27 protein-coding genes are annotated in these 20,506 nt (G+C 65.9%); 13 read left to right on the forward strand and 14 right to left on the reverse strand.

Features of this window, described 5'->3' with window-relative positions:
- Positions 1-61 precede the first annotated feature (61 nt).
- A complete protein-coding gene (locus CXR42_RS11010) occupies positions 62-568 on the forward strand; it encodes a ferritin-like domain-containing protein (RefSeq protein ID WP_103257574.1) in 507 nt (168 codons plus the stop codon).
- A 74-nt stretch (positions 569-642) separates the two neighbouring features.
- On the opposite strand, the gene CXR42_RS19545 is transcribed toward CXR42_RS11010, so the two are convergent.
- The 3 genes from CXR42_RS19545 to CXR42_RS19550 form a co-directional block, all read right to left on the reverse strand.
- Complete coding sequence (locus tag CXR42_RS19545; RefSeq protein WP_180996034.1) at positions 643-993, reverse strand: hypothetical protein; 351 nt, start codon at positions 991-993, stop codon at positions 643-645.
- Positions 994-1,076: 83 nt separating this feature from the next.
- Positions 1,077-1,934: a glucose 1-dehydrogenase gene (locus CXR42_RS11020; protein WP_103257576.1), complete on the reverse strand. Its 858-nt coding sequence runs from the start codon at positions 1,932-1,934 to the stop codon at positions 1,077-1,079.
- Position 1,935: 1 nt separating this feature from the next.
- Entirely contained in the window at positions 1,936-2,103 is a 168-nt protein-coding gene (locus CXR42_RS19550) for a hypothetical protein (protein WP_180996035.1), read from the reverse strand.
- 126 nt (positions 2,104-2,229) lie between these two features.
- Between CXR42_RS19550 and CXR42_RS11025 the strand changes: the two genes are divergently transcribed.
- Complete coding sequence (locus tag CXR42_RS11025) at positions 2,230-2,493, forward strand: DUF2934 domain-containing protein (RefSeq protein ID WP_103257577.1); 264 nt, start codon at positions 2,230-2,232, stop codon at positions 2,491-2,493.
- An 89-nt stretch (positions 2,494-2,582) separates the two neighbouring features.
- On the opposite strand, the gene CXR42_RS11030 is transcribed toward CXR42_RS11025, so the two are convergent.
- Positions 2,583-3,080, reverse strand: a complete 498-nt coding sequence (locus CXR42_RS11030) for a YciE/YciF ferroxidase family protein (protein ID WP_103257578.1) — start codon at positions 3,078-3,080, stop codon at positions 2,583-2,585.
- 90 nt (positions 3,081-3,170) lie between these two features.
- A complete protein-coding gene (locus tag CXR42_RS11035; RefSeq protein WP_103257579.1) occupies positions 3,171-3,644 on the reverse strand; it encodes a sigma-70 family RNA polymerase sigma factor in 474 nt (157 codons plus the stop codon).
- A gap of 204 nt (positions 3,645-3,848) precedes the next feature.
- Here CXR42_RS11035 and ku (CXR42_RS11040) point away from each other — a divergent pair, with 204 nt between their 5' ends.
- Both ku (CXR42_RS11040) and ligD read left to right on the forward strand, forming a co-directional pair.
- On the forward strand, positions 3,849-4,679 hold the full coding sequence (gene ku, locus CXR42_RS11040; protein ID WP_103257580.1) for a non-homologous end joining protein Ku: 831 nt from the start codon (positions 3,849-3,851) through the stop codon (positions 4,677-4,679).
- Position 4,680: 1 nt separating this feature from the next.
- The gene (gene ligD, locus CXR42_RS11045; RefSeq protein WP_103257581.1) at positions 4,681-7,125 is read left to right on the forward strand and encodes a DNA ligase D; all 2,445 of its coding nucleotides are present in this window, start codon (positions 4,681-4,683) and stop codon (positions 7,123-7,125) included.
- Here ligD and ku (CXR42_RS11050) read toward each other — a convergent pair.
- A complete protein-coding gene (gene ku, locus CXR42_RS11050) occupies positions 7,122-7,916 on the reverse strand; it encodes a non-homologous end joining protein Ku (RefSeq protein ID WP_103257762.1) in 795 nt (264 codons plus the stop codon). The two genes, ligD and ku (CXR42_RS11050), sit on opposite strands and share 4 nt — an antisense overlap.
- A gap of 136 nt (positions 7,917-8,052) precedes the next feature.
- Between ku (CXR42_RS11050) and CXR42_RS11055 the strand changes: the two genes are divergently transcribed.
- The 3 genes from CXR42_RS11055 (at position 8,053) to CXR42_RS11065 (ending at position 9,623) form a co-directional block, all read left to right on the forward strand.
- The gene (locus tag CXR42_RS11055; protein ID WP_146038050.1) at positions 8,053-8,343 is read left to right on the forward strand and encodes a hypothetical protein; all 291 of its coding nucleotides are present in this window, start codon (positions 8,053-8,055) and stop codon (positions 8,341-8,343) included.
- A 75-nt stretch (positions 8,344-8,418) separates the two neighbouring features.
- Entirely contained in the window at positions 8,419-9,363 is a 945-nt protein-coding gene (locus CXR42_RS11060) for a PRC-barrel domain-containing protein (RefSeq protein ID WP_103257582.1), read from the forward strand.
- A 65-nt stretch (positions 9,364-9,428) separates the two neighbouring features.
- Complete coding sequence (locus CXR42_RS11065; protein WP_103257583.1) at positions 9,429-9,623, forward strand: hypothetical protein; 195 nt, start codon at positions 9,429-9,431, stop codon at positions 9,621-9,623.
- 1 nt (position 9,624) lies between these two features.
- Here CXR42_RS11065 and CXR42_RS11070 read toward each other — a convergent pair whose 3' ends face one another.
- The gene (locus CXR42_RS11070) at positions 9,625-9,831 is read right to left on the reverse strand and encodes a hypothetical protein (protein WP_103257584.1); all 207 of its coding nucleotides are present in this window, start codon (positions 9,829-9,831) and stop codon (positions 9,625-9,627) included.
- A gap of 57 nt (positions 9,832-9,888) precedes the next feature.
- Positions 9,889-10,086, reverse strand: coding sequence for a DUF2934 domain-containing protein (locus CXR42_RS11075; protein WP_103257585.1), 198 nt, complete (start codon positions 10,084-10,086; stop codon positions 9,889-9,891).
- Between the two features lie 102 nt (positions 10,087-10,188).
- Between CXR42_RS11075 and CXR42_RS11080 the strand changes: the two genes are divergently transcribed.
- Positions 10,189-10,872 carry a DUF421 domain-containing protein gene (locus tag CXR42_RS11080; RefSeq protein ID WP_103257586.1) on the forward strand — a complete coding sequence of 228 codons (684 nt, stop codon included), beginning with the start codon at positions 10,189-10,191 and terminating at the stop codon, positions 10,870-10,872.
- Positions 10,873-11,107: 235 nt separating this feature from the next.
- Here CXR42_RS11080 and CXR42_RS11085 read toward each other — a convergent pair whose 3' ends face one another.
- Both CXR42_RS11085 and ahcY read right to left on the reverse strand, forming a co-directional pair.
- Positions 11,108-11,449, reverse strand: a complete 342-nt coding sequence (locus CXR42_RS11085; protein ID WP_103257587.1) for a DUF2853 family protein — start codon at positions 11,447-11,449, stop codon at positions 11,108-11,110.
- Between the two features lie 133 nt (positions 11,450-11,582).
- Positions 11,583-12,965 (reverse strand): adenosylhomocysteinase, encoded by a 1,383-nt coding sequence (gene ahcY / locus CXR42_RS11090; RefSeq protein WP_103257588.1) that lies wholly within the window; start codon positions 12,963-12,965, stop codon positions 11,583-11,585.
- Positions 12,966-13,100: 135 nt separating this feature from the next.
- Between ahcY and CXR42_RS11095 the strand changes: the two genes are divergently transcribed.
- Complete coding sequence (locus CXR42_RS11095) at positions 13,101-14,045, forward strand: glycosyltransferase family 8 protein (protein ID WP_103257589.1); 945 nt, start codon at positions 13,101-13,103, stop codon at positions 14,043-14,045.
- A gap of 1 nt (position 14,046) precedes the next feature.
- Positions 14,047-14,637 (forward strand): HD domain-containing protein, encoded by a 591-nt coding sequence (locus CXR42_RS11100; RefSeq protein ID WP_103257590.1) that lies wholly within the window; start codon positions 14,047-14,049, stop codon positions 14,635-14,637.
- Positions 14,638-14,650: 13 nt separating this feature from the next.
- Here the strand turns inward: CXR42_RS11100 and CXR42_RS19555 are convergent, their stop codons facing one another.
- Positions 14,651-14,794, reverse strand: coding sequence for a hypothetical protein (locus tag CXR42_RS19555; RefSeq protein WP_180996036.1), 144 nt, complete (start codon positions 14,792-14,794; stop codon positions 14,651-14,653).
- Between the two features lie 96 nt (positions 14,795-14,890).
- Here CXR42_RS19555 and CXR42_RS11105 point away from each other — a divergent pair, with 96 nt between their 5' ends.
- On the forward strand, positions 14,891-15,763 hold the full coding sequence (locus CXR42_RS11105) for a LysR family transcriptional regulator (RefSeq protein WP_103257591.1): 873 nt from the start codon (positions 14,891-14,893) through the stop codon (positions 15,761-15,763).
- On the opposite strand, the gene CXR42_RS11110 is transcribed toward CXR42_RS11105, so the two are convergent.
- The 3 genes from CXR42_RS11110 to CXR42_RS11120 form a co-directional block, all read right to left on the reverse strand.
- Entirely contained in the window at positions 15,760-16,074 is a 315-nt protein-coding gene (locus CXR42_RS11110; protein WP_103257592.1) for an H-NS histone family protein, read from the reverse strand. The genes CXR42_RS11105 and CXR42_RS11110 overlap by 4 nt on opposite strands.
- 72 nt (positions 16,075-16,146) lie before the next feature.
- A complete protein-coding gene (locus tag CXR42_RS11115; RefSeq protein WP_103257593.1) occupies positions 16,147-16,701 on the reverse strand; it encodes an ActR/PrrA/RegA family redox response regulator transcription factor in 555 nt (184 codons plus the stop codon).
- 21 nt (positions 16,702-16,722) lie between these two features.
- Positions 16,723-17,349: an SCO family protein gene (locus CXR42_RS11120; protein WP_103257763.1), complete on the reverse strand. Its 627-nt coding sequence runs from the start codon at positions 17,347-17,349 to the stop codon at positions 16,723-16,725.
- A 97-nt stretch (positions 17,350-17,446) separates the two neighbouring features.
- Between CXR42_RS11120 and regB the strand changes: the two genes are divergently transcribed.
- Together regB and CXR42_RS11130 are read left to right on the forward strand one after the other, a co-directional pair.
- Positions 17,447-18,835: a sensor histidine kinase RegB gene (gene regB / locus CXR42_RS11125; protein ID WP_103257594.1), complete on the forward strand. Its 1,389-nt coding sequence runs from the start codon at positions 17,447-17,449 to the stop codon at positions 18,833-18,835.
- Positions 18,836-18,908: 73 nt separating this feature from the next.
- Positions 18,909-20,489: a PAS-domain containing protein gene (locus CXR42_RS11130; protein ID WP_103257595.1), complete on the forward strand. Its 1,581-nt coding sequence runs from the start codon at positions 18,909-18,911 to the stop codon at positions 20,487-20,489.
- Positions 20,490-20,506: the final 17 nt, after the last annotated feature.

Genomic DNA, 20,506 nt, shown 5'->3' on the forward strand with positions numbered 1-20,506 from the left:
CTTGCCGGGCCGCCGCACTCGGGTGGCGGCCCGGTTTCTTTTGACCGGACGGGAAATCATAATGGAACAGATGCGCGAGACTTACATCGGCTGGCTGCGCGATGCCCATGCCATGGAGGAACAGGCCCTGACCATGATGCAGGGGATGGTCAACCGGCTGGAGCACTATCCCCAACTGCGGGCGCGGATCGAGCAGCACATCGCCGAGACCGAGGGCCAGGAAAGCGAGTTGCGGCGGCTGCTGGACGGCTATGGCGAGTCTGCCTCCATGGTGAAGGACGCCATGGGCAAGCTGACGGCCGTGGGCCAGGCGATGAGCGGGATGTTCGCCTCGGACGAGGTGGTGAAGGGTTCGCTGGCGAGCTACACCTTCGAGCATATGGAGATCGCATCCTACCGCATTCTGATCGCGGCGGCGGGGCTGCTCAGCGATACCCAGGCCGTCGAGGTGTTCCGGCGCTGTCTGGCCGAGGAAGAGGCGATGGCGGATTGGCTGGCCAACCACTCGGGCGAGATTACCCGCCAGTTCCTGACCCGCAAGGAAATGGACATGCCGGCCGGCCGCTAAGGCTGCGCGCGTTGGCCAAAGGAGACGGCCCGGCCCCTGAAGGGTGCCGGGCCGTTTTGTTGTGTGGGCGTAGTCTACGGAACCGGGGTGGCCGCAGGGGCCGCCGGGTCGGTGGTCGTGCCCGTTCCGGTGGTCGCTTCGGTGCCGGTGCCGGCCGTGGTGCCGCCAGTCGCGGTGCCGGTATCGGCGGTGCCGGCCGTGCCGGAGGTTGCCGCTGGTTCGCCCGCCCCGTCGGCTGCGGGTTCGGCTGCGGTCGTAGCCGGGTCGGGGGTCCGGTCAAAGCTGACCGCAAGGATCACCACGATGATGGCCGCCAGTACGGCAAACACCAGCCACATGCTGGTCTGCCGGGTGCGGACGCCAGTGGGGCGACCGGCGTCGGTCCGGCCCGTGGTGCCATCATGAGGGGGTGGAGGGTTATGCATGCCTGGTCCTTTCGCGTTGCAGGGACGGTCACGCCCCCACAACCCGCCAGCGGCAGCATTGTTCCGGCTTCCCCACCAGCGCCCTAGAGCAGCGGCTTCCCGCCGGTCACGGCGATGGTCGCGCCCGAGACATAGCTGGACATGGGTTCCGCCAGCATCACATAGGCCGAGGCCAGTTCCACCGGCTGGGCCGGGCGCTTCATCGGATAGTCCTCGCCAAAATGCGCGACCTTCTCGGCGGGCATCGAGGCGGGGATCAACGGGGTCCAGACCGGACCGGGCGCGACGCAGTTCACCCGGATCCCGCGTTCGGCCAGCATCTGCGCCAGCCCGGCGGTAAAGTTCTGGATCGCGCCCTTCGTCGTGGCATAGGCCAGAAGCGAGGGGTTCGGCTTGTCGGCATTGATCGAGGTCGTGTTGATGACCGAGCTGCCCGGCCGCATGCTGGGCACCGCCGCCTTTACCAGGTGGAAGATCGCGTGGATGTTCACGGCAAAGGTCTTGTCCCATTCTTGGGCAGTCAGATCCTCAAGCTTTTCGCAAACGGTCTGGTGGGCGGCATTGTTGACCAGGATGTCGATGCGGCCCCATTCCTGCACCGTCCGTTCGATCACCATGCGGCAAGCGTCGGGGTCGGACAGGTCGGCCTCCAGCTTCAGGCAGCTTTGGCCGGCGTTCTCGACCATGCGGGCGGTGTCGGCGGCGTCCTCGGTCTCCGACAGGTAGCACAGCGCGATGTCCGCGCCTTCACGGGCGTAGGCGATGGCGACGGCCCGGCCGATGCCGCTGTCGGCCCCGGTGATCAGGGCGACCTTGCCTTGCAGCCGACCCGCTCCGCGCCACGAGGTCTCGCCATGGTCGGGGCGGGGCTGCATGGGGATGAAGCTGCCGGGAAGCTCTTGCGTCTGCGGGGGAAACGGGGGTTTGGGATAGTCGGTCATGTCAGTCCTCCTGCGGCGATCCGCCGGGCTGCTTGCGGTTGGTGTCCGGGCGGTGGTCAGGGTCCACGCGGTGCTGGCCGGCCGGGTCGATCTGTTGCTGACGCTGGTCGATCACGTTCGGCGCGGGACGGCGCAGGTCCTCGTTCTTCGGGATGTCGGTCTTGGTCATTCGGGTCAGCCTCCTTCGGGCGGGTTGGAGCGACCAACCCTGCGTCTGGGGCTTTGTTCCCGGGGGCGGCGCGGAACAAACCCGCCCCTTGCCTGTTGCCGGCTTTCGTAGCGAACGGAGGATCAGATGACGCAGAACCAGGAAGCCCGCATCCGCCAGCGGGCCTATGAGATCTGGCTGGACGAGGGCGCGCCAGCGGGCCGGGCCGAGGCGAATTGGCTGCAGGCGCAGGCCGAGCTGGACCGTGAGGACGAAGGTCCCCTGTGGCAGGCCGGCGCCGAAGGGGCCGAAAGCGACCCGGAAACCGGCGCGGGGCTGGCGGCCATCGGAAGCGGCAGCATTGCCGCCGCGCCGGGCATGGGCGAGAGCCGCCGCAAGCGCCGCGCCTGATCGACGGAAAACGGCCCCGCGCGGGGGGTGCGCGGGGCCGTTCACCTTCATGCCCGTCGGGGGGAGCGCCCAGGCCGGGCCGAAGTCCGTCAGGCTGCCTGCAACGCCGCCTGGTTGACCGAGCTGTCCGCCAGATCGGTCAGGGCCTTATCGGTCGCGCCCTCTTCCTGCAGGGTGGCGTCCAGCAGCTTGACGGCATCGCCCATGTCCAGAAGCTCGGCCCAGCGGACCAGGGTGCCGTAGCGGGCGATCTCGTAATGCTCGACCGCCTGGGCGGCGGCGACAAGGCTGGCATCCAGTGCCGGGCTGCCGGCAAAGGATTCCAGCGCCTCTTCGCCTTCCTCGATGATCCCGTCGATGGCCGGGCAGGTCTTGCCGCGCGCGGGCTTGCCCATGATCTCGAACACCTGCTGCAGGCGCTCGACCTGGACCTGGGTTTCTTCCTGGTGCTTCTCGAAGGCAGCCTTCAGGTCGGGCGACTGGGCGCCGCGGGCCATCTTGGGCAGGGCGCGCAGGATCTTGCGTTCGGCGTAGTAGATGTCCTTCAGGGTTTCGTGAAACAGCTTTTCCAGATTCTGCGACTTCATGATGGTCTCCTTGCGGGTTCGAATGGATCAATCGGGGAAGGCAACGCCCCAGCGGGTGATTTGTTCCCCGGCCGACCCGCCCGGTGGCGGTCAGACCTCTTCGCCCAACGCGGTGCGCAACTGGCGGCGGCCGCGGTTGATCCGGCTTTTGATCGTGCCGATGTCGCAGCCCAGGATTTCGGCGGCGGACAGGTAGCTTTCGCCAGTGACCAGCACCAGGACAATGGCCTCGCGGTAGGGTTGCGGCAGGTCCAGAAGGGCGGCCTCCACCTCTTTGCCGCGCATGTGCCAGTATTGCACCGGCTGGCTGATCGGGACCGAGGAGGCGCAATCCTCGGCCCCCGGTCGTTCGCGCGCCAGCTTGATGCACTGGCTGTAGAACCGGTTGCGCATGATGGTGAAAAGCCAGGCCCGCATGTTGGTGCCGGGGGTGTAGGAGTCCACCTTCTCGATGGCGCGCAGAAGCGTGTCCTGTACCAGATCGTCCGGGTCGCCGGACCGACCGCAGAGCGACCGCGCGAACAGACGTAGCGCGGGGATGTAACTCAGAATGTCATCCGACATATGGAATTGCCCTTGGGTTGTCTTGGCGGCAGCTTTTTTCCCGCTTTGGAAAGGCAATGCTTGGGACGGGGGGCAGTTCCGGCGCGGTGCGGTCATTTCTGCCGACCGGCGAAGCGTCGCCGACATCCGCCGGTCAACCGGCAAGTCCCGGCCATGGAACCTTCGCCCCGCTTGAAGGGTTGGAACGGGAACGGAGGGCAAGAAATGGCACCGCGCGCGAACTGGAAGGGCCGGATGGTGGTGGGCGAGGTCGGCTGCGGCGTCGGGCTTTACACCGCTGCTTCCACCTCGGACCGGATCGCGTTCCACACGATCAACCGGGCGACCGGCAACCGCGTCCAGCGCCGGTTTGTCGACAGCGAAACCGGCAAGCCCGTCCCGCGTGAGGATGAGGTGAAGGGATACGAGGTCGACGAGGGCGACCATATCCTGCTGGAGGACGAGGACCTGGCCGCCGCCGTGCCCGAAAGCGACAAGACGCTGCGGCTGGACCGGTTCATCGACTGCGACGACGTGGACACGCTGTTCTTCGACCGACCCTATTACCTTGCGCCCAGCGATCCCGCGTCGGTCGAGGTCTTTGCGCTGATCCGCGAGGGGATGGCCGCCCGCAGCGTGGCGGCGCTGGCGCGGACGGTGCTGTTCCGCCGGGTGCGGACGCTTCTGATCCGGCCGCAGGGTCTGGGGCTGGTGGCCAGCACCCTGCAATTCGACCACGAGGTGAAAGTCCCCGCCGAAATCTTTGCCGATATCCCCGACATCCGCATCGAAGGCGAGATGCTGGACCTGGCCGCCCATATCATCGGCACCAAGCGCGGCAGTTTCGATCCGGCCGAGTTCGACGACCGCTACGAGGCGGCGCTTGCCGACCTGGTCAAGGCCAAGCTGGAAGGCCGCAAGATCCAGAAGCCCAAGGCCCGGCGCGAGGACCGCGTGGTGGACCTGATGACCGCGCTGCGCGAAAGCGCGGGGGCGGTGTCAAAGCCGCGCAAGGCCGGCGCCAAGAAGCCCGCCCCGCGCCGGAAGGCCGGCTGAGATGGCGCTGGAGACCTATCGCCGCAAGCGCGACTTTCAGGCCACCCCGGAACCGGCGGGCAAAGTGGCGGCGGCACCGGGCAACAGCTTTGTCATCCAGAAACACGCGGCCCGCCGCTTGCACTATGACCTGCGGCTGGAGATGGACGGGGTCCTGAAAAGCTGGGCTGTGACGCGCGGCCCCAGTCTTGTGCCGGGCGAAAAGCGGCTGGCGGTGCATGTCGAGGACCACCCGCTGGACTATGGCGATTTCGAAGGCACGATCCCGAAGGGCCAGTATGGCGGCGGCACGGTGATCGTCTGGGACCGGGGCACCTGGAGCCCCGTCGCGGACCCGGACAGGGGCTATGCCAAGGGGCACCTGGAGTTCGAGCTGAACGGTGAGAAACTGCAAGGCCGCTGGCATCTGGTGCGGATCAAGGGCAAGCCCGGCGAAAAGCGCGAGAATTGGCTGCTGATCAAGGGCGAGGATGACTTTGCCCGGACCGAGGACGCGCCGGATATCCTGGAGGAGATGCCGCTGTCGGTTAAGACCGGCCGCGATCTGGCCGAGGTGGCAAAAGGGGTGGCCGCGAAGGCCCCGAAAGCCACCAAGGCTAAGACCGCGAAGCCGCGCAAGCGCCAGGCCGTGGTCGATCTGCCGGATTTCGTGCCGCCCATGCTGGCAACCCTGGTCGCGGCGACGCCGAAAGATGAGCGTTGGCTCCACGAGATCAAGTTCGACGGCTATCGCCTTCAGGCGCGCATCGACGGCGGCAAGGCCCGGTTGCTGACCCGTAGCGGGCTGGACTGGACGGACCGGCTGGCCCCGATTGCCGATGCGCTGGGCGGGCTGGCCGATCAGGCGCTGATCGATGGCGAGATGGTGGTGGAGACCGGCGCGGGGGCCACCGATTTCTCGGCCTTGCAAGCGGACCTGTCGGAAGGGCGCGGTGACCGGCTGGTGTTCTATGCCTTCGACCTGATGCACCTGGATGGCGAGGACCTGCGCAAGCTGCCGCTGACCGACCGCAAGGCCCGGCTGCAACCTCTGTTGAACGGCGCATCGCCCAGTCTGCGCTATAGCGAGCATTTCGAGGATGGGGGCGAGATCGTCCTGCGCCACGCCTGCCGGTTGGGGTTGGAGGGTGTCGTCTCGAAGCTGCGCGACAGTGCCTATCGCTCGGGCCGGGGGCGCAGTTGGGTGAAGTCGAAATGCTCGGCCCGGCAGGAATTCGTGGTGGCGGGTTATGTGCCGTCCTCGGTTTCCGGCAGCGCCATCGGCTCGCTTGTGCTGGGGGTGTTCCAGGACGGCGCGTTGCACCATGTCGGGCGGGTCGGGACCGGGTTCAGCAACCAGACCGCGCGGCAGTTGTTTGCCCGCCTTCAGCCGTTGGAGACGCGCGATAGCCCCTTTGCCCAGCGACTGACGGGCGAAGAGGCGCGGGGCGTGCGCCATGTCCGGCCCGAACTGGTGGCCGAGGTCGAGTTTCGCGCCTGGACGGCCGATGGCCACCTGCGGCACGCGTCCTTCCGGGGCTTGCGCGAGGACAAGCCCGCGGCCGAGGTGGTGCGCGAAGCCGCCCCCACGGCCAAGCCCGCGCCCGAGCCGAAGCGCCGGGTGACGCTGACCCATCCCGACCGGGTCTATTGGCCCGATGTGGGTCTGACCAAAGCCGGCCTTGCCGACCACTATGCCGAGGTCTGGTCCCTGATCGCCCCGCATGTCACCGGCCGCCCATTGGCGCTGGTGCGGTGTCCGGACGGGATCGGCGGCCAGCAGTTCTTTCAGAAACATGCCTGGAAGGGGATGAACCCGAACATCCTGACTCCGGAAGACCCCGGCGACCCGGGCGAGGGGCTTATCGCGATTGCCGATCTGGATGGGCTGCTTGGACTGGTCCAGTCGGCGGCGCTTGAGATCCATCCCTGGGGCTCGACCCTGACGGATATCGAGCGGCCGGACCGGATCGTCATCGACCTCGACCCTGGCGATGGTGTCGGCTGGGACGCGATGATAGAAGCTGCGCAAGAGGTGCGCGAACGTGTGGAGCAGGCGGGGCTGGCGGCGTTCCTGAAAACCTCGGGCGGGAAGGGGCTGCATGTGGTCGCCCCATTGACGCCAAAGGCCGAGTGGCCGGTGGTCAAGGCCTGGTGCCAGGCTTTGGCCAAGTCGATGGCGGCGGACCAGCCCGACCGCTATGTCGCGACGATCACCAAGGCAAAGCGCAAGGGGAAGATCCTGGTCGACTACCTGCGCAACCAGCGCGGCGCGACGGCGGTTGCGCCCTGGTCCACGCGGGCCCGGACCGGTGCGGCCGTGTCCACCCCCATCGCGTGGGAGGAGTTGGGCCCCGCCATCGGACCCGCGCATTTCACGGTGCAGAACCTGCCCGCCCGACTGGCGGCGGGTGCGGACCCCTGGACCGATTTCTTCGCCGCGGCCAAGCCCTTGCGGAAAGCCTAGCGCCCCTTCTCGGCTGCGATGCTGCGCTTCAGCGCGTCCATGATGCTGACCACATTGTCCGGCCGGTCCTTCTTGGCGGCGGTCTTTCTCGCTGGCTTTCGTCCCTTGCGTTTGGCCTCGATGATGTCCACCAGCCGCTCTTGCACCGGGTCGGCCACGAAGTCCTGCGTCCAGTCATCCTTGCGGGCCGTGATCAGCTTTTCGACCAGCTTGAGGAGATCGCCGTCCACCGGCTTGTTCTCCAGCCGCGCGAAATACTCGCGCTCGGGCCGCACCTCGTCGCCATAACGCAAGGTCCACAGGACGATGCCCTTGCCGCGAGGGCGCAGCATGACCGCCCGCTCGCGCCGATACAGGACCAGCCGGGCAATCCCGGCCATGTCGGTTTCCCGCATCGCTTCGCGGATCACGGCGAAAGCCTCTTCCCCGACGGTGTCTTTCGGCATCAGGAAATGCGGCTTGTCGTACCAGATCCAGCCGATGGACCCTGCGGGAACAAAGCGTTCGATGTCGATGGTGCGGGTACTTTCCAGGGCGACGGCCTCGATCTCGTCATCCTCAAGCAGAATGTGATCGTCCTCGCCGCGGGGATAGCCCTTGGCCTCGTCCTCTTCCGTGACGGGCTTTCCGGTGACGGCGTCGACATATTGCTGCACGACACGATTGCCCGTGGCCCGGTTCAGGGTGTGAAAGCGCAGGCGATCACCTTCGCCCGTGGCAGGGGTCATCGCGACCGGGCAGGTCACAAGCGACAGCTTCAGATACCCTTTCCAGAACGTCCGCGGTGCCATGGTGCCCCCTTTCAGCGGCAACGCCCGCACCGGACGGCGGTTCCCCGCACGGGCCTGCGGGGCAAGGGAACATATGCCGCAGCTTCCGGTTGATTTCGCACAGGCCGGGTATCGGCATGTCAGGAGGAGACGACCAATGGCAAACCAGAACGAACAGGACAAGAACCGGCAGGGCCAGCAAGGCCAGCAGCACGACCCGAACCAGCGTCAGGGCGGCCAGCAGTCGGGCCAGCAGGGCACCCAAGGTGGCCAGCAGGGCGGGCAGCACGGCGGTCAGGGCCAGCAGTCGGGTCAACAGGGCGGCATGGGCCAGCAAGGCGGCCAGCGCAGCGGGGAAGGCCAGCAGTCCGGTCAGCAGCCGGGCCAGAAGGGCCAGCAAGGCGGGCAGGCCGGCCAGGGTGGCCAGGCCGGGCAACGCCGCGAGTAACGAAGCGACAGGCGCGGGCATAGCTCGCGCCTTTTTCCAACGCCCGCAGTGCGCGGCAGCTTTCAGAGGTGATGCATGAAACGATTGATTCTGACCACGGCCCTGGTGGCGGCTTTCCTGCCGTCCGCAACACTTGCCCAGACCGCCGATCCGTCCGTGACAACGCCCGAGATGACGGTGCCCGAGGGCTTTCAGCGCCAGGACATGATGCTTTCGGCGGACGATCTGATCGGCCAGACCGTCTATGACGTGACCGGCGAGGCGATCGGCGACGTCAATGACCTCGTGTTCTCGATGGAAGAAGGCACCGCTGCGACTGGCAGCACTGGAATGGACGAGGCGGTCGCCACACCGGATACCTCGGCGGCAGCTGGATCGGGCGCGACGGGAACCGACGCGACCACTTCGGGCACGACGGAAAGCGCGGGGGATACCTCGGGTGCGGCGGCCGGAGATGGCGTCACCACCAGCGAGGAAGCGGCCACCGACAACGACGGCGCCGCGGCGACGGGCGATACGGCCACGGCCCCGACGGTCGGCGAGGGCGATGTCGGCCTGGGCAATGCCACCACGGGCGGCACCGCCACGGGCGAGGCGGCTGTGGGTGACTCGGCTGCCGAAGGCACAGACGCGACGGCAGCAGATGGTTCCATGAGCAGCGGCACCGACGGCACCGCCGCAACTGATGGCGCTGCCGCAACCGACGATGCGGTGTCGACCGATGGCACCATGCCGGCCGAGGGTTCCAACGCGACAGCGACGGGCGAGGCCGCCGCCAGCGGGCAGGCCGAGACGATCGGCGAGGTTTCGCATGTCGTGCTGGATATCGGCGGGTTCCTGGGGATCGGCGCGCATAGCGTGGCCGTTCCGGTCAGCGATCTGGCGATCTATCGCAGCGACAGCGATACGCGGATCTACCTGCCCTGGACGCGCGAGCAGCTGGAGGCTGTTCCCGCGTACAACGAAGGCGACCCGTCGACCTACGGCACCAGCACCCTTCCCCCCACCGGCAACAACTGACCGGGACGGCAACCAGTCGAACCCGGCCGACAGGCCGGGTTCGCGCTTATCGGAAAGGCAGCACAATGGACCCCAAGGACACGGACGCGCAAGAACGCGTGAAATTGCAGGCTCAGACCCGCAAGATGCAGGAGGCGGCGAAGAAGCACCCGCCCTCGACCATGCCAGGCAACCGCGAGCCGAACGCGGGCGGCGTTAACCGCGAGAAGGGCGACCGCAAGGCCCGGACGAACGACCGGGCCACCAACGGCGGCGAATAAGTCAGGGCTGGGCGGGGGGCGTGGCCGTGTTCGGCGCGGCCCCTGGATCGGATGGCTGTTCCAGGCCGGGGCTATCACCCTGCGCCGCCTCTTCGAACTGCCAGTAGATGATCAGGCCCACGCCGAACAGCACGACAAGCGCCATGCCAAGCAGCGGGACGATGTGCCGGCGCTTCTGCTTTTCAAGGTTGGTCTGTGGTGCGGACATGGTTTTTCCCCTTGTTTCAAGGAAGGAAAACGTGCCGATCCCCGCAAGGTTCCCAGCCTAGGGCTCATCCTGGACCGGGTCGGCGCCATCGCGCAGGGCAGCAACCTGGTCCGGGTCCAGGCCATAGGCGTCCTTCGCGGCCAGTTCCGCCTGGGCCTGCTGCCAGTGTTCCGCCTCCTTGCCGGCCGGGCGGCCCGCCGCTTCCCAAATCTCGTAGGCGCGGATCTGGATGCGTTCGATTTCGCTCTGTTCCATTGGCTGGCCTTTCGCTTGTTTGGGGAATGAACACGGACCGGGCCGGGAAAGTTCCGCGGAACCGTGCCCTTGCGGGCCGAGTTGCCGTGCCGGGGGTGCCTGATGGATCAGATTGTGCCGTTCGACCTGGGCCGCCTGCTGCTGGCCGACCTGCCGCCCCTCTTTTTGGCCGAGGTGGGGCTGCGTGTCGCGATCATCCTCGCCTGGACCATGTTGCTGCTGCGTTGGGTGGGTGGCCGCAGCATCGCGCAGATGTCGGTGGTCGAGTTTCTGCTGGTCATCGCCTTGGGCTCGGCCGTGGGCGATCCGCTGTTCCAGCCCGAAATCCCGCTTTTGCCGGCGATGCTGGTGATCCTGCTGGTCGTGCTGTTTGACAAGGCGGTGGACCGGGTCCTAAGCCGCTGGCGCAAGGCCAAGCGCATCGTGGATGGCATCCCGGTCGAGATGGTGCGCGATGGTGTCATCCTGGGCGACGGGCTGTCCGCCCGCGACCACGGCCCGACCGAGGTGATGGAAAAGCTGCGCCTTGAGGGCATCCGCAACCTGGGCCAGGTCGAGCGGGCCTATCTGGAGCCGTCGGGTCAGCTGTCCGTGTTCCGGCGGAAACCGGCGCAGCCCGGCCTGCGCATCGTGCCGCCGGTAGAACTGTCCCAGCTTGAACCTTCAGCCGTGGGAAGCCCGACCTGCTGTGTCGATTGCGGGAGCATCGCCACCGCACCGGCCGGCACCTGCGCGCTGTGCGGGGGATCCACATGGACCCGACCCCGGCTGGACACAGATGAATGAAAAAGAATGGAGGGCCCCGCACCCCTACGGGACCCTCCATCCACCCACGCGCACACCCCAAGCACCGCACGTGATCTGTATAAGGGTCCCGGGCGTACTGCCCTGACAAGACGGTTGTCGCCCGAATCTCCGGCCTGGGGCAAGCGGAAGCTAGGAAGAATTCGTCTTAAATCCGCACCATGCGCATGACAAAGGCCCGCGCAGGGCGCGGGCCTTCAGGTCGGCACAGGGCCGATCACTTGTAGGCGGTTTCCTTGCCGAAATGCTTGACCAGAAGATAATAGAACACGGCGCGGAACTTGTTGCGCTCGGATTTGCCATAAGTCTCGACGGCGGCGTTGATGCCGTCCATCAGCGCCGGGCCGTCCTTCAGCCCCAGCTTCTTGACCAGGAAATTCGCCTTGATCCGCTCCAGCTCGTCCTTGTCCGAGGCGGCGACGGTCTGGGCGTCGTTGTCATAGATCGACGGGCCGCAGCCGATGGTGACCTTGGTCAACAGCGCCATGTCGGGCGTCATGTTGCACTTGGTTTTCAGATCTTCCGCGTATTTTGCGATCAGGTCGTCGCGCTTGCCCATGCTTGTCCCTCGTTCCGTTTCTACCCGTCTGCCATTGTGGCAACACTGTGGCAGCTTACGGAAAGTCGGCCAAACGGCAACGGGAAAGATCGGGCAGGTTTCCCCGCAGGCCGGGCCTGCGGGGAAGGCTGGATCAGTAGCGGTAATGGTCCGACTTGAACGGGCCTTCGGGCTTTACCCCGATATAGGCGGCCTGGTCGGGCTTCAGCTCGGTCAGTTTCACGCCGATCTTCTTCAGGTGCAGGCGGGCAACCTTTTCGTCCAGCGCCTTCGGCAGGATATAGACGCCGGGGGCATAGTCCTTGCCCTTGGTCCACAGCTCGATCTGCGCCAGAACCTGGTTGGTGAAGCTGGCCGACATGACGAAGGACGGGTGGCCGGTGGCATTGCCCAGGTTGAGCAGACGGCCTTCGGACAACAGGATGATCCGGTTGCCCGAGGGCATCTCGATCAGGTCGACCTGTTCCTTGATGTTCGTCCACTTGTGGTTGCGCAGGGCAGCGACCTGGATTTCGTTGTCGAAGTGGCCGATGTTGCCGACGATGGCCATGTCCTTCATCGCGCGCATATGCTCGATGCGGATCACGTCCTTGTTGCCGGTGGTGGTGATGAAGATGTCGGCCGAAGCGACCTCATCCTCCAGCAGCGTGACCTCATAGCCGTCCATCGCGGCCTGCAGCGCGCAGATCGGATCGACCTCGGTGACCTTGACGCGGGCACCCGCGCCCCGCAGGGACGCGGCAGAACCCTTGCCCACGTCGCCATAGCCGCAGACCACGGCGACCTTGCCGGCCATCATCGTGTCGGTGGCGCGGCGGATGCCGTCAACCAGCGATTCCTTGCAGCCGTACTTGTTGTCGAATTTCGACTTGGTGACGCTGTCGTTCACGTTGATCGCCGGGAACGGCAGCTGGCCGTTCTTGTGCAACTCGTACAGACGATGCACGCCGGTGGTCGTTTCCTCGGTCACGCCCTGAATCGCGGCCTTGGTCTTGGTGAAGAAACCGGGGGTCTCCTTCATCCGCTTGGCGATCTGCTTCTTGATCACCTCTTCTTCCTCGGACTGCGGGACGGGGATGATATCCTCGCCAGCTTCGGCGCGGGCGCCAAGCAGGACATAGAGGGTCGCGTCGCCGCCATCGTCCAGGATCATGTTCGCGCCTTCGGGGAACATGAACGAACGGTCAAGGTAATCCCAATGCTCGGTCAGGGTCTGGCCCTTCACGGCAAAGACCGGGATGCCACCGGCGGCAATCGCGGCGGCGGCGTGGTCCTGAGTCGAGAAGATGTTGCACGACGCCCAGCGCACATCCGCGCCCAGGGCTTTCAGCGTCTCGATCAGAACGGCGGTCTGGATCGTCATGTGCAAGGAGCCGACGATGCGCGCGCCCTTCAGCGGCTGCGAGGCCCCGAACTCCTCACGGCAGGCCATCAGGCCCGGCATCTCGGTCTCGGCGATGGTCAGTTCCTTGCGGCCGAATTCGGCGAGCGAGATATCCTTGACGATGTAATCCATGGCGTGCTGCGTTTCCTGTCATCCGGTTCTGGCGCGGCCATAGCAAATGCGGGGCCTTAAGACAACGTGGCCCACTTGGCCTACTTGTCAAATGCCGCGGTTCGTGAAGACTGCCCGCGTCCGACGAGAGAGCCGATGCCCGATCCGCAACGCCACGACACCGCAGTCGCCTTCTGCTGCGACAGCAATTACTTTCACCTCGCGCTTTTCACTATCTGGCAGCTGGTTCACCACAACCCGCAGCGGCGCTTCGATTTCGTGATCTCGACCCAGGACGATCTGGTCGTGCCCGACTGGGCCCGGTCGCTGGATGTCGTGCTGCACCGGGCCGGGACCCTGCCGGAAGCGACCGAAGTCGCGCGCTACATCGGCTCGGTGGCGCCGCTCTACCGGATCATGCTGGCGCGCGAATTGCAAAGCCGATACCGGCGCATCCTGTATCTGGACTGTGACATGTTCGTCGAAGGCGGCGATATCAACCGGCTGCTTGAGGTAGACCTTGGGCCGCATCCGCTGGGTGCCGTGCTGGACGCCCCCTTCATGTACGAACGCAATCATCTGGCGCGCGAGTTTCTGAAGCTGGGCCTGCCGGCGGCCCCCTATGCCAATACCGGCATGCAGGTGATCGACACCCGGGCCTATTGCGAGCAGGACCTTGAGAAGCGGTCCTTCGACGTCTGCAAGACGCATCCTCAGGCCATCTTCTTCACCGAGCAGTCGCTGACCAACCTTGCGTTGCGTGGCAAGTTCGCGCAGCTGGCGCCCTGCTGGAACTGGCAGAACAACGCACGCCTGCCGCTGATCAACCAGAACTATCCGGTGTTCCTGCGCCACTTCATCGGCCGGCAGAAGCCGGACCGCTTTGCAGGACGAATGCTCGACGCGCGTTTCAACATGGCCTACCGCGAATTCCTGTCGCACTTTGCGCCGGATGTGCTGTCCAAGGTGCCGGTGGCAGGCCAGTCCGACCCCTTGACCCTGCGCGAGTTGGGCAAGCTTGCGCTGGAACATCTTCTGGCCCGTCGCGTCGCGGCCGAACTGCTGGCGCGGTATCCTGACCCCTACAAGGCGTTGCTCTGACATGCCGCCGCGTGCCTGGCAGCGGATGCTTTCGGGACGCAGGCTGGACCTGCTGGACCCGACGCCCATGGATATCGAGGTCGAGGATATCGCCCACGGCCTGGCCTTCGTCGCGCGCTGGAACGGGCAGACGCGGGGCGACTGGCCCTATTCGGTGGCCGAACATTCCCTGCTGGTCGAAGAAATCTTCTCGCGCCAGCATCCCGGCATCGCGCCGCGCTGGCGGCTGGCGGCGGTGCTGCATGACGCGCCGGAGTATGTCATCGGCGACATGATCAGTCCGGTGAAGGCAGCGGTCGGGCCGGGCTATGGCGAGTTGGACCTGCGACTAACGGCGGCGGTGCATCTGCGCTTTGGCCTGCCGGCGGTGCTGCCGGCACCGATCAAGAAGGCGATCAAGGCGGCGGACAAGGTTTCCGCCTGGCTGGAGGCGGTGCGGATCGCCGGGTTCCAGGAGGCCGAGGCCGACAAGCTGTTCGGCAAGCCTACGCCCGCAGTGATCCAGAAGCTAGAAATCCGGCTTCGTCCGCCCGCAGAGGTGCGGGCGGATTACGTGGCGACAGTGGCGCGGCTGCTGGCCGCCTGCGACTGACAGCGACAGGGCATCAGCGCGCCTGACGCCGCAGCGCATCCGCCTGGCGCAGATCCTCGGACTCCCGAACCTCGCGCGGGGTGTGGTGGCGCTCGGCCGGCGGCAGGTGGCCCAGGCGGCTGGCGATCAGCAGGGCATCGGCAAAGATATTCAACATGACCTTTCTCCTTTCAGGGGGGGCATCCCCCTTTTGTCATGGAATCCGCCATGCTACGACTCAGAAAGCCTTTCCAACTGTTAGCCTGACTTTCATATGACCGACTGGCGCACCTTGCCCTCGCTGACCGCCCTGCGCGCCTTTGCCGCCACGGCCGAGGCGCGCAGCTTCAGCCAGGCGGCGCGGGTGCTGAACGTCACCCATGCCGCCGTCGCCCAGCAGGTCCGCGCGCTTGAGGCCGAGTTGGGACACCCCCTGGTGCAGCGGGATGGGCGCGGCGTCAGCCTGACCCCGGATGGCGAGCAACTGCACCAGGCCCTGTCCGAGGGTTTCGCGGCGATCCAGCGCGGGGTGCAGACCTTGCGCGACGGCGCGGCGGATCGGCCGGTGCGAGTGACGCTGACCACCAGCTTCGCCGCGCAATGGCTGATGCCGCGGCTGAAGGATTTTTGGGAAAAGCATCCCGACATCGGCCTGTCCCTGCACCCCGAACCGCGCGTGGTGGACCTCCACCGCGAGGGGATGGACCTGGGCATCCGCTATGGCACGGGCGATTGGCCGGGGCTGGAGGCAACCTATCTTGCCCCGGCGCGCCTGGTGGTTGCGGGCGCGCCCGCGCTGTTGGGCGACCGGCACAAGCTGACGCCGGACGAGATGCGGGGCATGGATTGGGTGCTGTCGCGCAACTGGCCGGAACAGGACGCCTATCTGCGCCGCCTGGGGCTAGAGCCGCAGGACCTGAGCCGCACCGATGTCAGCGGCGAGGATCTGGCCATCGCGGCCGCGCGGCAGGGGCTGGGACTGGTGGTCGAGGGCGAGGCCCTGATCGAGGCCGACGTCAAGGAAGGGCGGCTGCGCGTGGTGCACGAAAGCCGCGAAAAGCTGCCCGCCTATTTCATCGTGACGTTGCCCGGGCCACAGCGGGCCGCCGCCCGGGCATTTCTCAGATGGCTGAAATCGCAGGCTTAAAGCGCCAGGTCTTCCGGCTTGCGTCCCTTGGCCAAGGCTTCGGTGAACCAGCGCGGCTTGCGGCCCCGGCCGGACCAGGTATCCGCCTTGTTGGCCGGATTGGCGTATTTGGCGACCGAAGGCGAACGTTTCCGCGCGGCCGTGACCCCCGTCAACTCGGCCAGCGAAAAGCCCATTGCCTTGGCTTTTTCTTCCAGTTCCGCCAGCGCTTCACGCTTGCGGCGATCTTCATATCCGGCAATGGCGCGTGCCACCTGTGATTGAAGATCTTTCAGGTCTTTCAAGGATAACGAATTCAAGTCGATGTTCAATGTCTGATCCCCCTCGGATAAAGACGACCTTTTGCATAGGCCTTCAATTCCGGGTTGGCAACTATTTCCAATTCATTTCGGGCTGCGCTTGGCCAGAATTCGCTGAAGCGTCCGACGATGCATGGAAAGGCGACGCGCGGTTTCGCTGACGTTGCGGTCGCACATTTCATACACGCGCTGGATGTGTTCCCACCGGACACGGTCGGCCGACATCGGATTTTCCGGCGGCTCCGGTCTGGTTTCGCCCCGCGCAAGCAAAGCATTCGTCACGTCATTGGCATCGGCCGGTTTCGACAGGTAATCGATCGCCCCGATCTTCACCGCTGCCACCGCAGTTGCAATCGCGCCATAACCGGTCAGCACCACGATCCGGCAATCGGGGCGCTTTTCCCGCAGGGTCTCGATCACCTCCAACCCGTTGCCATCCTCAAGCCGCAGGTCAACCACCGCATAGGCCGGCGGCCGCGCCAGGGCCTTGGCCCGGCCCTCGGCCACCGATTGGGCCGTCTCGGGCTGGAAGCCGCGTTTCTCCATCGCCTTGGCAAGGCGTTTCACAAAGGGCTCGTCATCGTCCACCAGAAGAAGCGAGCGGTCGGTCCCCAGATCGGCTTCGGTTTGGTCGGTCATGCGATCCCCAGCTTTCCCGTTCTATTTCGCAGCTTCGGCTGCCTGGACGAAGCAGCCGACGCTGTCGGCCATCTGCTCGGATGTAACCTCGCGCCGGAAGAAATCCACAAATCCGGTGCCGGGAAGCATCAGATAGGTAAAGGTTGAATGGTCCATAAGATAGAATTCATCCTCGGCCGGCTGCTTGCGATAATACGTCTTGTAGGCCTGGCTTGCCGCCTTGACCTGTTCGGCGCTGCCCGTCAGCGCGACCAGTTTGGGATGCATGTTGAAAGCGTAATCGCCCAAAGCCTCGGGTGTATCGCGCTCTGGGTCGATGCTGATGAACACCGGTGTCACATCGATCCCGCGTTCTTCCAGGATATCCACCGCCTCGACATTGCGCGCCATGTCGAAGGGGCAGACATCGGGGCAGAAGGTATAGCCGAAATAGACCAGGCTTGGCTTGGTCAGCACCTGCGCCTCGGTCACCGTCTCGCCCGCCGGGTTGACCAATGTGAACGGCCCACCAATATCGCCGCCGGCGATCTGGCCCTGGCGGCATTGCGCAAAAGCATCGTCACCCCGGTTCGACAGGACATACCAGGCCGAGCCGCCCAGGAACGCCGCCACCGCCGCCGCTGCCACCCCTGCATAAAGCCTGGTCATCGCACTCTCCGTCCTTGCGGTCTTGCGGTCGCATTGATCCCAGATGGCGGGCGGCATAACAATGGCAAAACAGCCTGAAAGGACATCGGGTCGCGGCATGGGCACGGGTGGCATCGCATTTCCCCCGCGCGAGGCGGGACCCAATTGGGTGCGCCTGCGCACGCTGATCCTGTTGCGATGGGTCGCGATCCTGGGCCAGCTGGCGGCCATCATCGCCGCAGATCAGTTCTACGGCCTGGAGCTGCCCCTGGCCCTGTGCTTTGCCGCCGTTGCGGTCTCGATCCTGGCCAATGTGTTTTCCATCACGCTTTTCCCCGAGAACCGCCGCCTGTCCGAGAGTGAGGCATTCTTTACCCTTCTCTTCGATCTGACCCAGCTTTGGCTTTTGATCCTGCTGACTGGCGGGCTTACCAACCCCTTCACCCTGCTGGTTCTGGCACCTGTCACCATCTCGGCCAGCGCTTTGCGGCTGAAATCGACCGTGCTTCTGGGCGGTGCGGCGATCCTGTTGGTCACCCTGACCGCCTTTTGGCATCTGCCCCTGCGCTTTGCCGATGGGCGAGAGCTTGTGGTTCCGCGCATCTTCGAATTCGGCTTCTGGCTGTCGATCATCATCGGGATCGTGTTCCTTGGCCTCTACTCGCGCCGGGTCGCGACCGAGATCCGCTCGATGTCCGAGGCGCTTCTGGCCACCCAGATGGCACTGGGCCGCGAGCAGAAGCTGACCGACCTGGCCGGGGTTGTGGCCGCCGCCGCGCACGAACTTGGGACGCCGCTGGCCACGATCAAGCTGGTCAGCGCCGAACTGATCGAGGAACTGTCCGACCACCCCGATCTGCAAGAGGACGCCCGCCTGATCCGCGACCAGGCCGACCGCTGCCGTGACATCCTGCGCGACATGGGCCGCGCCGGGAAGGACGACCTCCACTTGCGCCAGGCACCGCTTTCGGCGGTCCTGCGCGAGGCGGCGGAACCCCATCTCGCGCGTGGCAAGCGGGTGGAATTCCTGCTGGGTCAGGACGCGGGCACGGGCCCGCTTCAGCCCACCATCCTGCGCCGGCCCGAGATCATTCACGGCTTGCGCAACCTGATCCAGAACGCCGTGGACTTCGCCCGCTCCACCGTCTGGATCGAGGCCGACTGGACCGACACCACCGTCACCATCCGCATCATCGACGATGGTGAGGGCTTTCCCCAGAACGTCATCGGCCGGATCGGCGACCCCTTCGTGCGCGCCCGCCGGATCGAGCCCGAGGTCAGCCGCCGCCCTGGTTATGAGGGGATGGGCCTGGGTCTTTTCATCGCCAAGACGCTGCTGGAACGCTCGGGCGCGGAACTGACTTTCGCGAATGCCACCGATCCCTTCCTGCCGATTGATGAGCGCCCTGAACGCTGCGGCGCGGTGGTCGAGGCGGTCTGGCCCCTGTCCACCCTGGCCGCGCCCCCTGCCGGCGCGCTGGGCGAGAACCAGCGGATCGAGGGCTGAGGCCAGCATTAACCGCCGATTAACGAGTTCACGCCTAGGTTGCCTAAATCGGGGGCAGAACCGGGGAACCGGAATGGCGAATGAACTCATCTTCGTGTTCGGAACGGTCGTGTCGGCAACCCTTGTGGTGCTGGCCAGCCTCTTGCTGCTATCGGTCTGGCAGTCACGCCAGACCCCGCCAGCCATCGGCCTTTTCCGCGACGGCGGCTCGGACGGGACGATCTTCCTTTTTGACGGCGACCGGCTGCTGGACGCGACGCCCGCCGCCCGCCAGCTGATCCCCGAAGCGGACGGGCCGGGCGCCTGGCAAAAGCTGCTGGTGCGCCTTGGGCCGATGTTTCCGGGCCTGGCCGATAAGGTCGCCAGCCTGCCGCGGCTGGGACAGGTCCATGTCACCTCGGCCCCCGGCGTGGTGCCGCCGGTGATGATGCATGCCGAACATGTCTCCGGCATCACCCGCCTGACCATGGTCTCCCCGACCGAGGATCCGCAGGCCGCGCGCACCGGCTCGGCCGCCGTTGCTGCCTTGCAAGCCGAGGTGTTGTCGCAGCGCGCGGTCCTGGCGCGCTCGCCCGTCCTGATGTGGAAAGAGGGGGCCGAAGGTCAGGTCACCTGGGCCAACCACGCCTATCTGATCCGCGCGGTCGAACTGCTACCCGAGGGCGAGGATCTCAGTTGGCCCTTGCCGCGCCTGTTCGACCGGCCCGACAGTCGCAACCCCAATCCCCCGCGCGCGAAGTTGCAGATGCAAAGCGGTCCGGAATGGTTCGACCTGTTCCGCGTGCCCGTGGCCGAGGAGACGTTCTGCTACGGTCTTGCCGCGAACTCGGCCGTGCAGGCCGAGACCGCGCTGCGCGAATTCATGCAGACCCTGACCAAGACCTTCGCCGACCTGCCCATCGGCCTTGCCATCTTTGACCGCAACCGCGTCCTGCAACTGTTCAACCCGGCGCTGATCGACCTGACCTCGCTCGCCCCTGATTTCCTGATCGGCCGCCCCACGCTCAGTGCCGTGCTGGATGCGATGCGGGCCAAGTCGATGATCCCGGAACCCAAGGACTATCGCAGTTGGCGCCGCCAGCTGGTCCGGCTGGAGGAAGAGGCCGCCTCGGGCCTGTTCGAGGAAACCTGGAGCTTGCCGGGCGGCCAGACCTATCGTGTGATCGGCCGCCCGCATCCGAATGGGGCGCTGGCCTTCATGTTCGAGGATATCTCGACCGAGATGACCCGCACCCGGCGCTACCGTGCCGACCTGGAGTTGGGGCAGTCGGTGATCGACACGGTGGACGAGGCGGTGGCGGTCTTTTCGCAGGGTGGCCAGCTGGTGATGTCGAACCTCGCCTATGCCCAGCTTTGGGGCCACGATCCGGCCGTGCTTCTGTCCGACGCCGGGATTGCCACGCTGTGCAACTGGTGGCGCGACCACACCGCGCCCAGCCTCTTGTGGGCCGATGCGACCGATTTCGTCCTGACCATGGGCGACCGTGCCGGCTGGAACGGCGAGGCACGGCTTTTGGACGGGCGGCTTCTGGACTGCAAGTTCCGCCCGCTGACCGGAGGCGCCACCCTGATCACCTTCCGCCTACGTCAGGTGGCCGAGCCGGTCCCGGCCCCCGTGTTCGGAAGCCTCGCGCGGATGACTGTGCAGGCGTGACGTTCTTTGCCGGCTGT

Origin of the sequence: Tabrizicola aquatica (genome assembly GCF_002900975.1) — a bacterium.
Classification (GTDB): Bacteria; Pseudomonadota; Alphaproteobacteria; order Rhodobacterales; family Rhodobacteraceae; genus Tabrizicola; species Tabrizicola aquatica.

Excerpts from the sequence above, each read along its gene's own strand:
- CXR42_RS11010 (WP_103257574.1), top strand. The coding sequence starts at position 62 with ATGGAACAGATGCGCGAGACTTACATCGGCTGGCTGCGCGATGCCCAT.
- CXR42_RS19545 (WP_180996034.1), bottom strand. The coding sequence starts at position 993 with ATGCATAACCCTCCACCCCCTCATGATGGCACCACGGGCCGGACCGAC.
- CXR42_RS11020 (WP_103257576.1), bottom strand. The coding sequence starts at position 1,934 with ATGACCGACTATCCCAAACCCCCGTTTCCCCCGCAGACGCAAGAGCTT.
- CXR42_RS19550 (WP_180996035.1), bottom strand. The coding sequence starts at position 2,103 with ATGACCAAGACCGACATCCCGAAGAACGAGGACCTGCGCCGTCCCGCG.
- CXR42_RS11025 (WP_103257577.1), top strand. The coding sequence starts at position 2,230 with ATGACGCAGAACCAGGAAGCCCGCATCCGCCAGCGGGCCTATGAGATC.
- CXR42_RS11030 (WP_103257578.1), bottom strand. The coding sequence starts at position 3,080 with ATGAAGTCGCAGAATCTGGAAAAGCTGTTTCACGAAACCCTGAAGGAC.
- CXR42_RS11035 (WP_103257579.1), bottom strand. The coding sequence starts at position 3,644 with ATGTCGGATGACATTCTGAGTTACATCCCCGCGCTACGTCTGTTCGCG.
- ku (WP_103257580.1), top strand. The coding sequence starts at position 3,849 with ATGGCACCGCGCGCGAACTGGAAGGGCCGGATGGTGGTGGGCGAGGTC.
- ligD (WP_103257581.1), top strand. The coding sequence starts at position 4,681 with ATGGCGCTGGAGACCTATCGCCGCAAGCGCGACTTTCAGGCCACCCCG.
- ku (WP_103257762.1), bottom strand. The coding sequence starts at position 7,916 with ATGGCACCGCGGACGTTCTGGAAAGGGTATCTGAAGCTGTCGCTTGTG.
- CXR42_RS11055 (WP_146038050.1), top strand. The coding sequence starts at position 8,053 with ATGGCAAACCAGAACGAACAGGACAAGAACCGGCAGGGCCAGCAAGGC.
- CXR42_RS11060 (WP_103257582.1), top strand. The coding sequence starts at position 8,419 with ATGAAACGATTGATTCTGACCACGGCCCTGGTGGCGGCTTTCCTGCCG.
- CXR42_RS11065 (WP_103257583.1), top strand. The coding sequence starts at position 9,429 with ATGGACCCCAAGGACACGGACGCGCAAGAACGCGTGAAATTGCAGGCT.
- CXR42_RS11070 (WP_103257584.1), bottom strand. The coding sequence starts at position 9,831 with ATGTCCGCACCACAGACCAACCTTGAAAAGCAGAAGCGCCGGCACATC.
- CXR42_RS11075 (WP_103257585.1), bottom strand. The coding sequence starts at position 10,086 with ATGGAACAGAGCGAAATCGAACGCATCCAGATCCGCGCCTACGAGATT.
- CXR42_RS11080 (WP_103257586.1), top strand. The coding sequence starts at position 10,189 with ATGGATCAGATTGTGCCGTTCGACCTGGGCCGCCTGCTGCTGGCCGAC.
- CXR42_RS11085 (WP_103257587.1), bottom strand. The coding sequence starts at position 11,449 with ATGGGCAAGCGCGACGACCTGATCGCAAAATACGCGGAAGATCTGAAA.
- ahcY (WP_103257588.1), bottom strand. The coding sequence starts at position 12,965 with ATGGATTACATCGTCAAGGATATCTCGCTCGCCGAATTCGGCCGCAAG.
- CXR42_RS11095 (WP_103257589.1), top strand. The coding sequence starts at position 13,101 with ATGCCCGATCCGCAACGCCACGACACCGCAGTCGCCTTCTGCTGCGAC.
- CXR42_RS11100 (WP_103257590.1), top strand. The coding sequence starts at position 14,047 with ATGCCGCCGCGTGCCTGGCAGCGGATGCTTTCGGGACGCAGGCTGGAC.
- CXR42_RS19555 (WP_180996036.1), bottom strand. The coding sequence starts at position 14,794 with ATGTTGAATATCTTTGCCGATGCCCTGCTGATCGCCAGCCGCCTGGGC.
- CXR42_RS11105 (WP_103257591.1), top strand. The coding sequence starts at position 14,891 with ATGACCGACTGGCGCACCTTGCCCTCGCTGACCGCCCTGCGCGCCTTT.
- CXR42_RS11115 (WP_103257593.1), bottom strand. The coding sequence starts at position 16,701 with ATGACCGACCAAACCGAAGCCGATCTGGGGACCGACCGCTCGCTTCTT.
- CXR42_RS11120 (WP_103257763.1), bottom strand. The coding sequence starts at position 17,349 with ATGACCAGGCTTTATGCAGGGGTGGCAGCGGCGGCGGTGGCGGCGTTC.
- regB (WP_103257594.1), top strand. The coding sequence starts at position 17,447 with ATGGGCACGGGTGGCATCGCATTTCCCCCGCGCGAGGCGGGACCCAAT.
- CXR42_RS11130 (WP_103257595.1), top strand. The coding sequence starts at position 18,909 with ATGGCGAATGAACTCATCTTCGTGTTCGGAACGGTCGTGTCGGCAACC.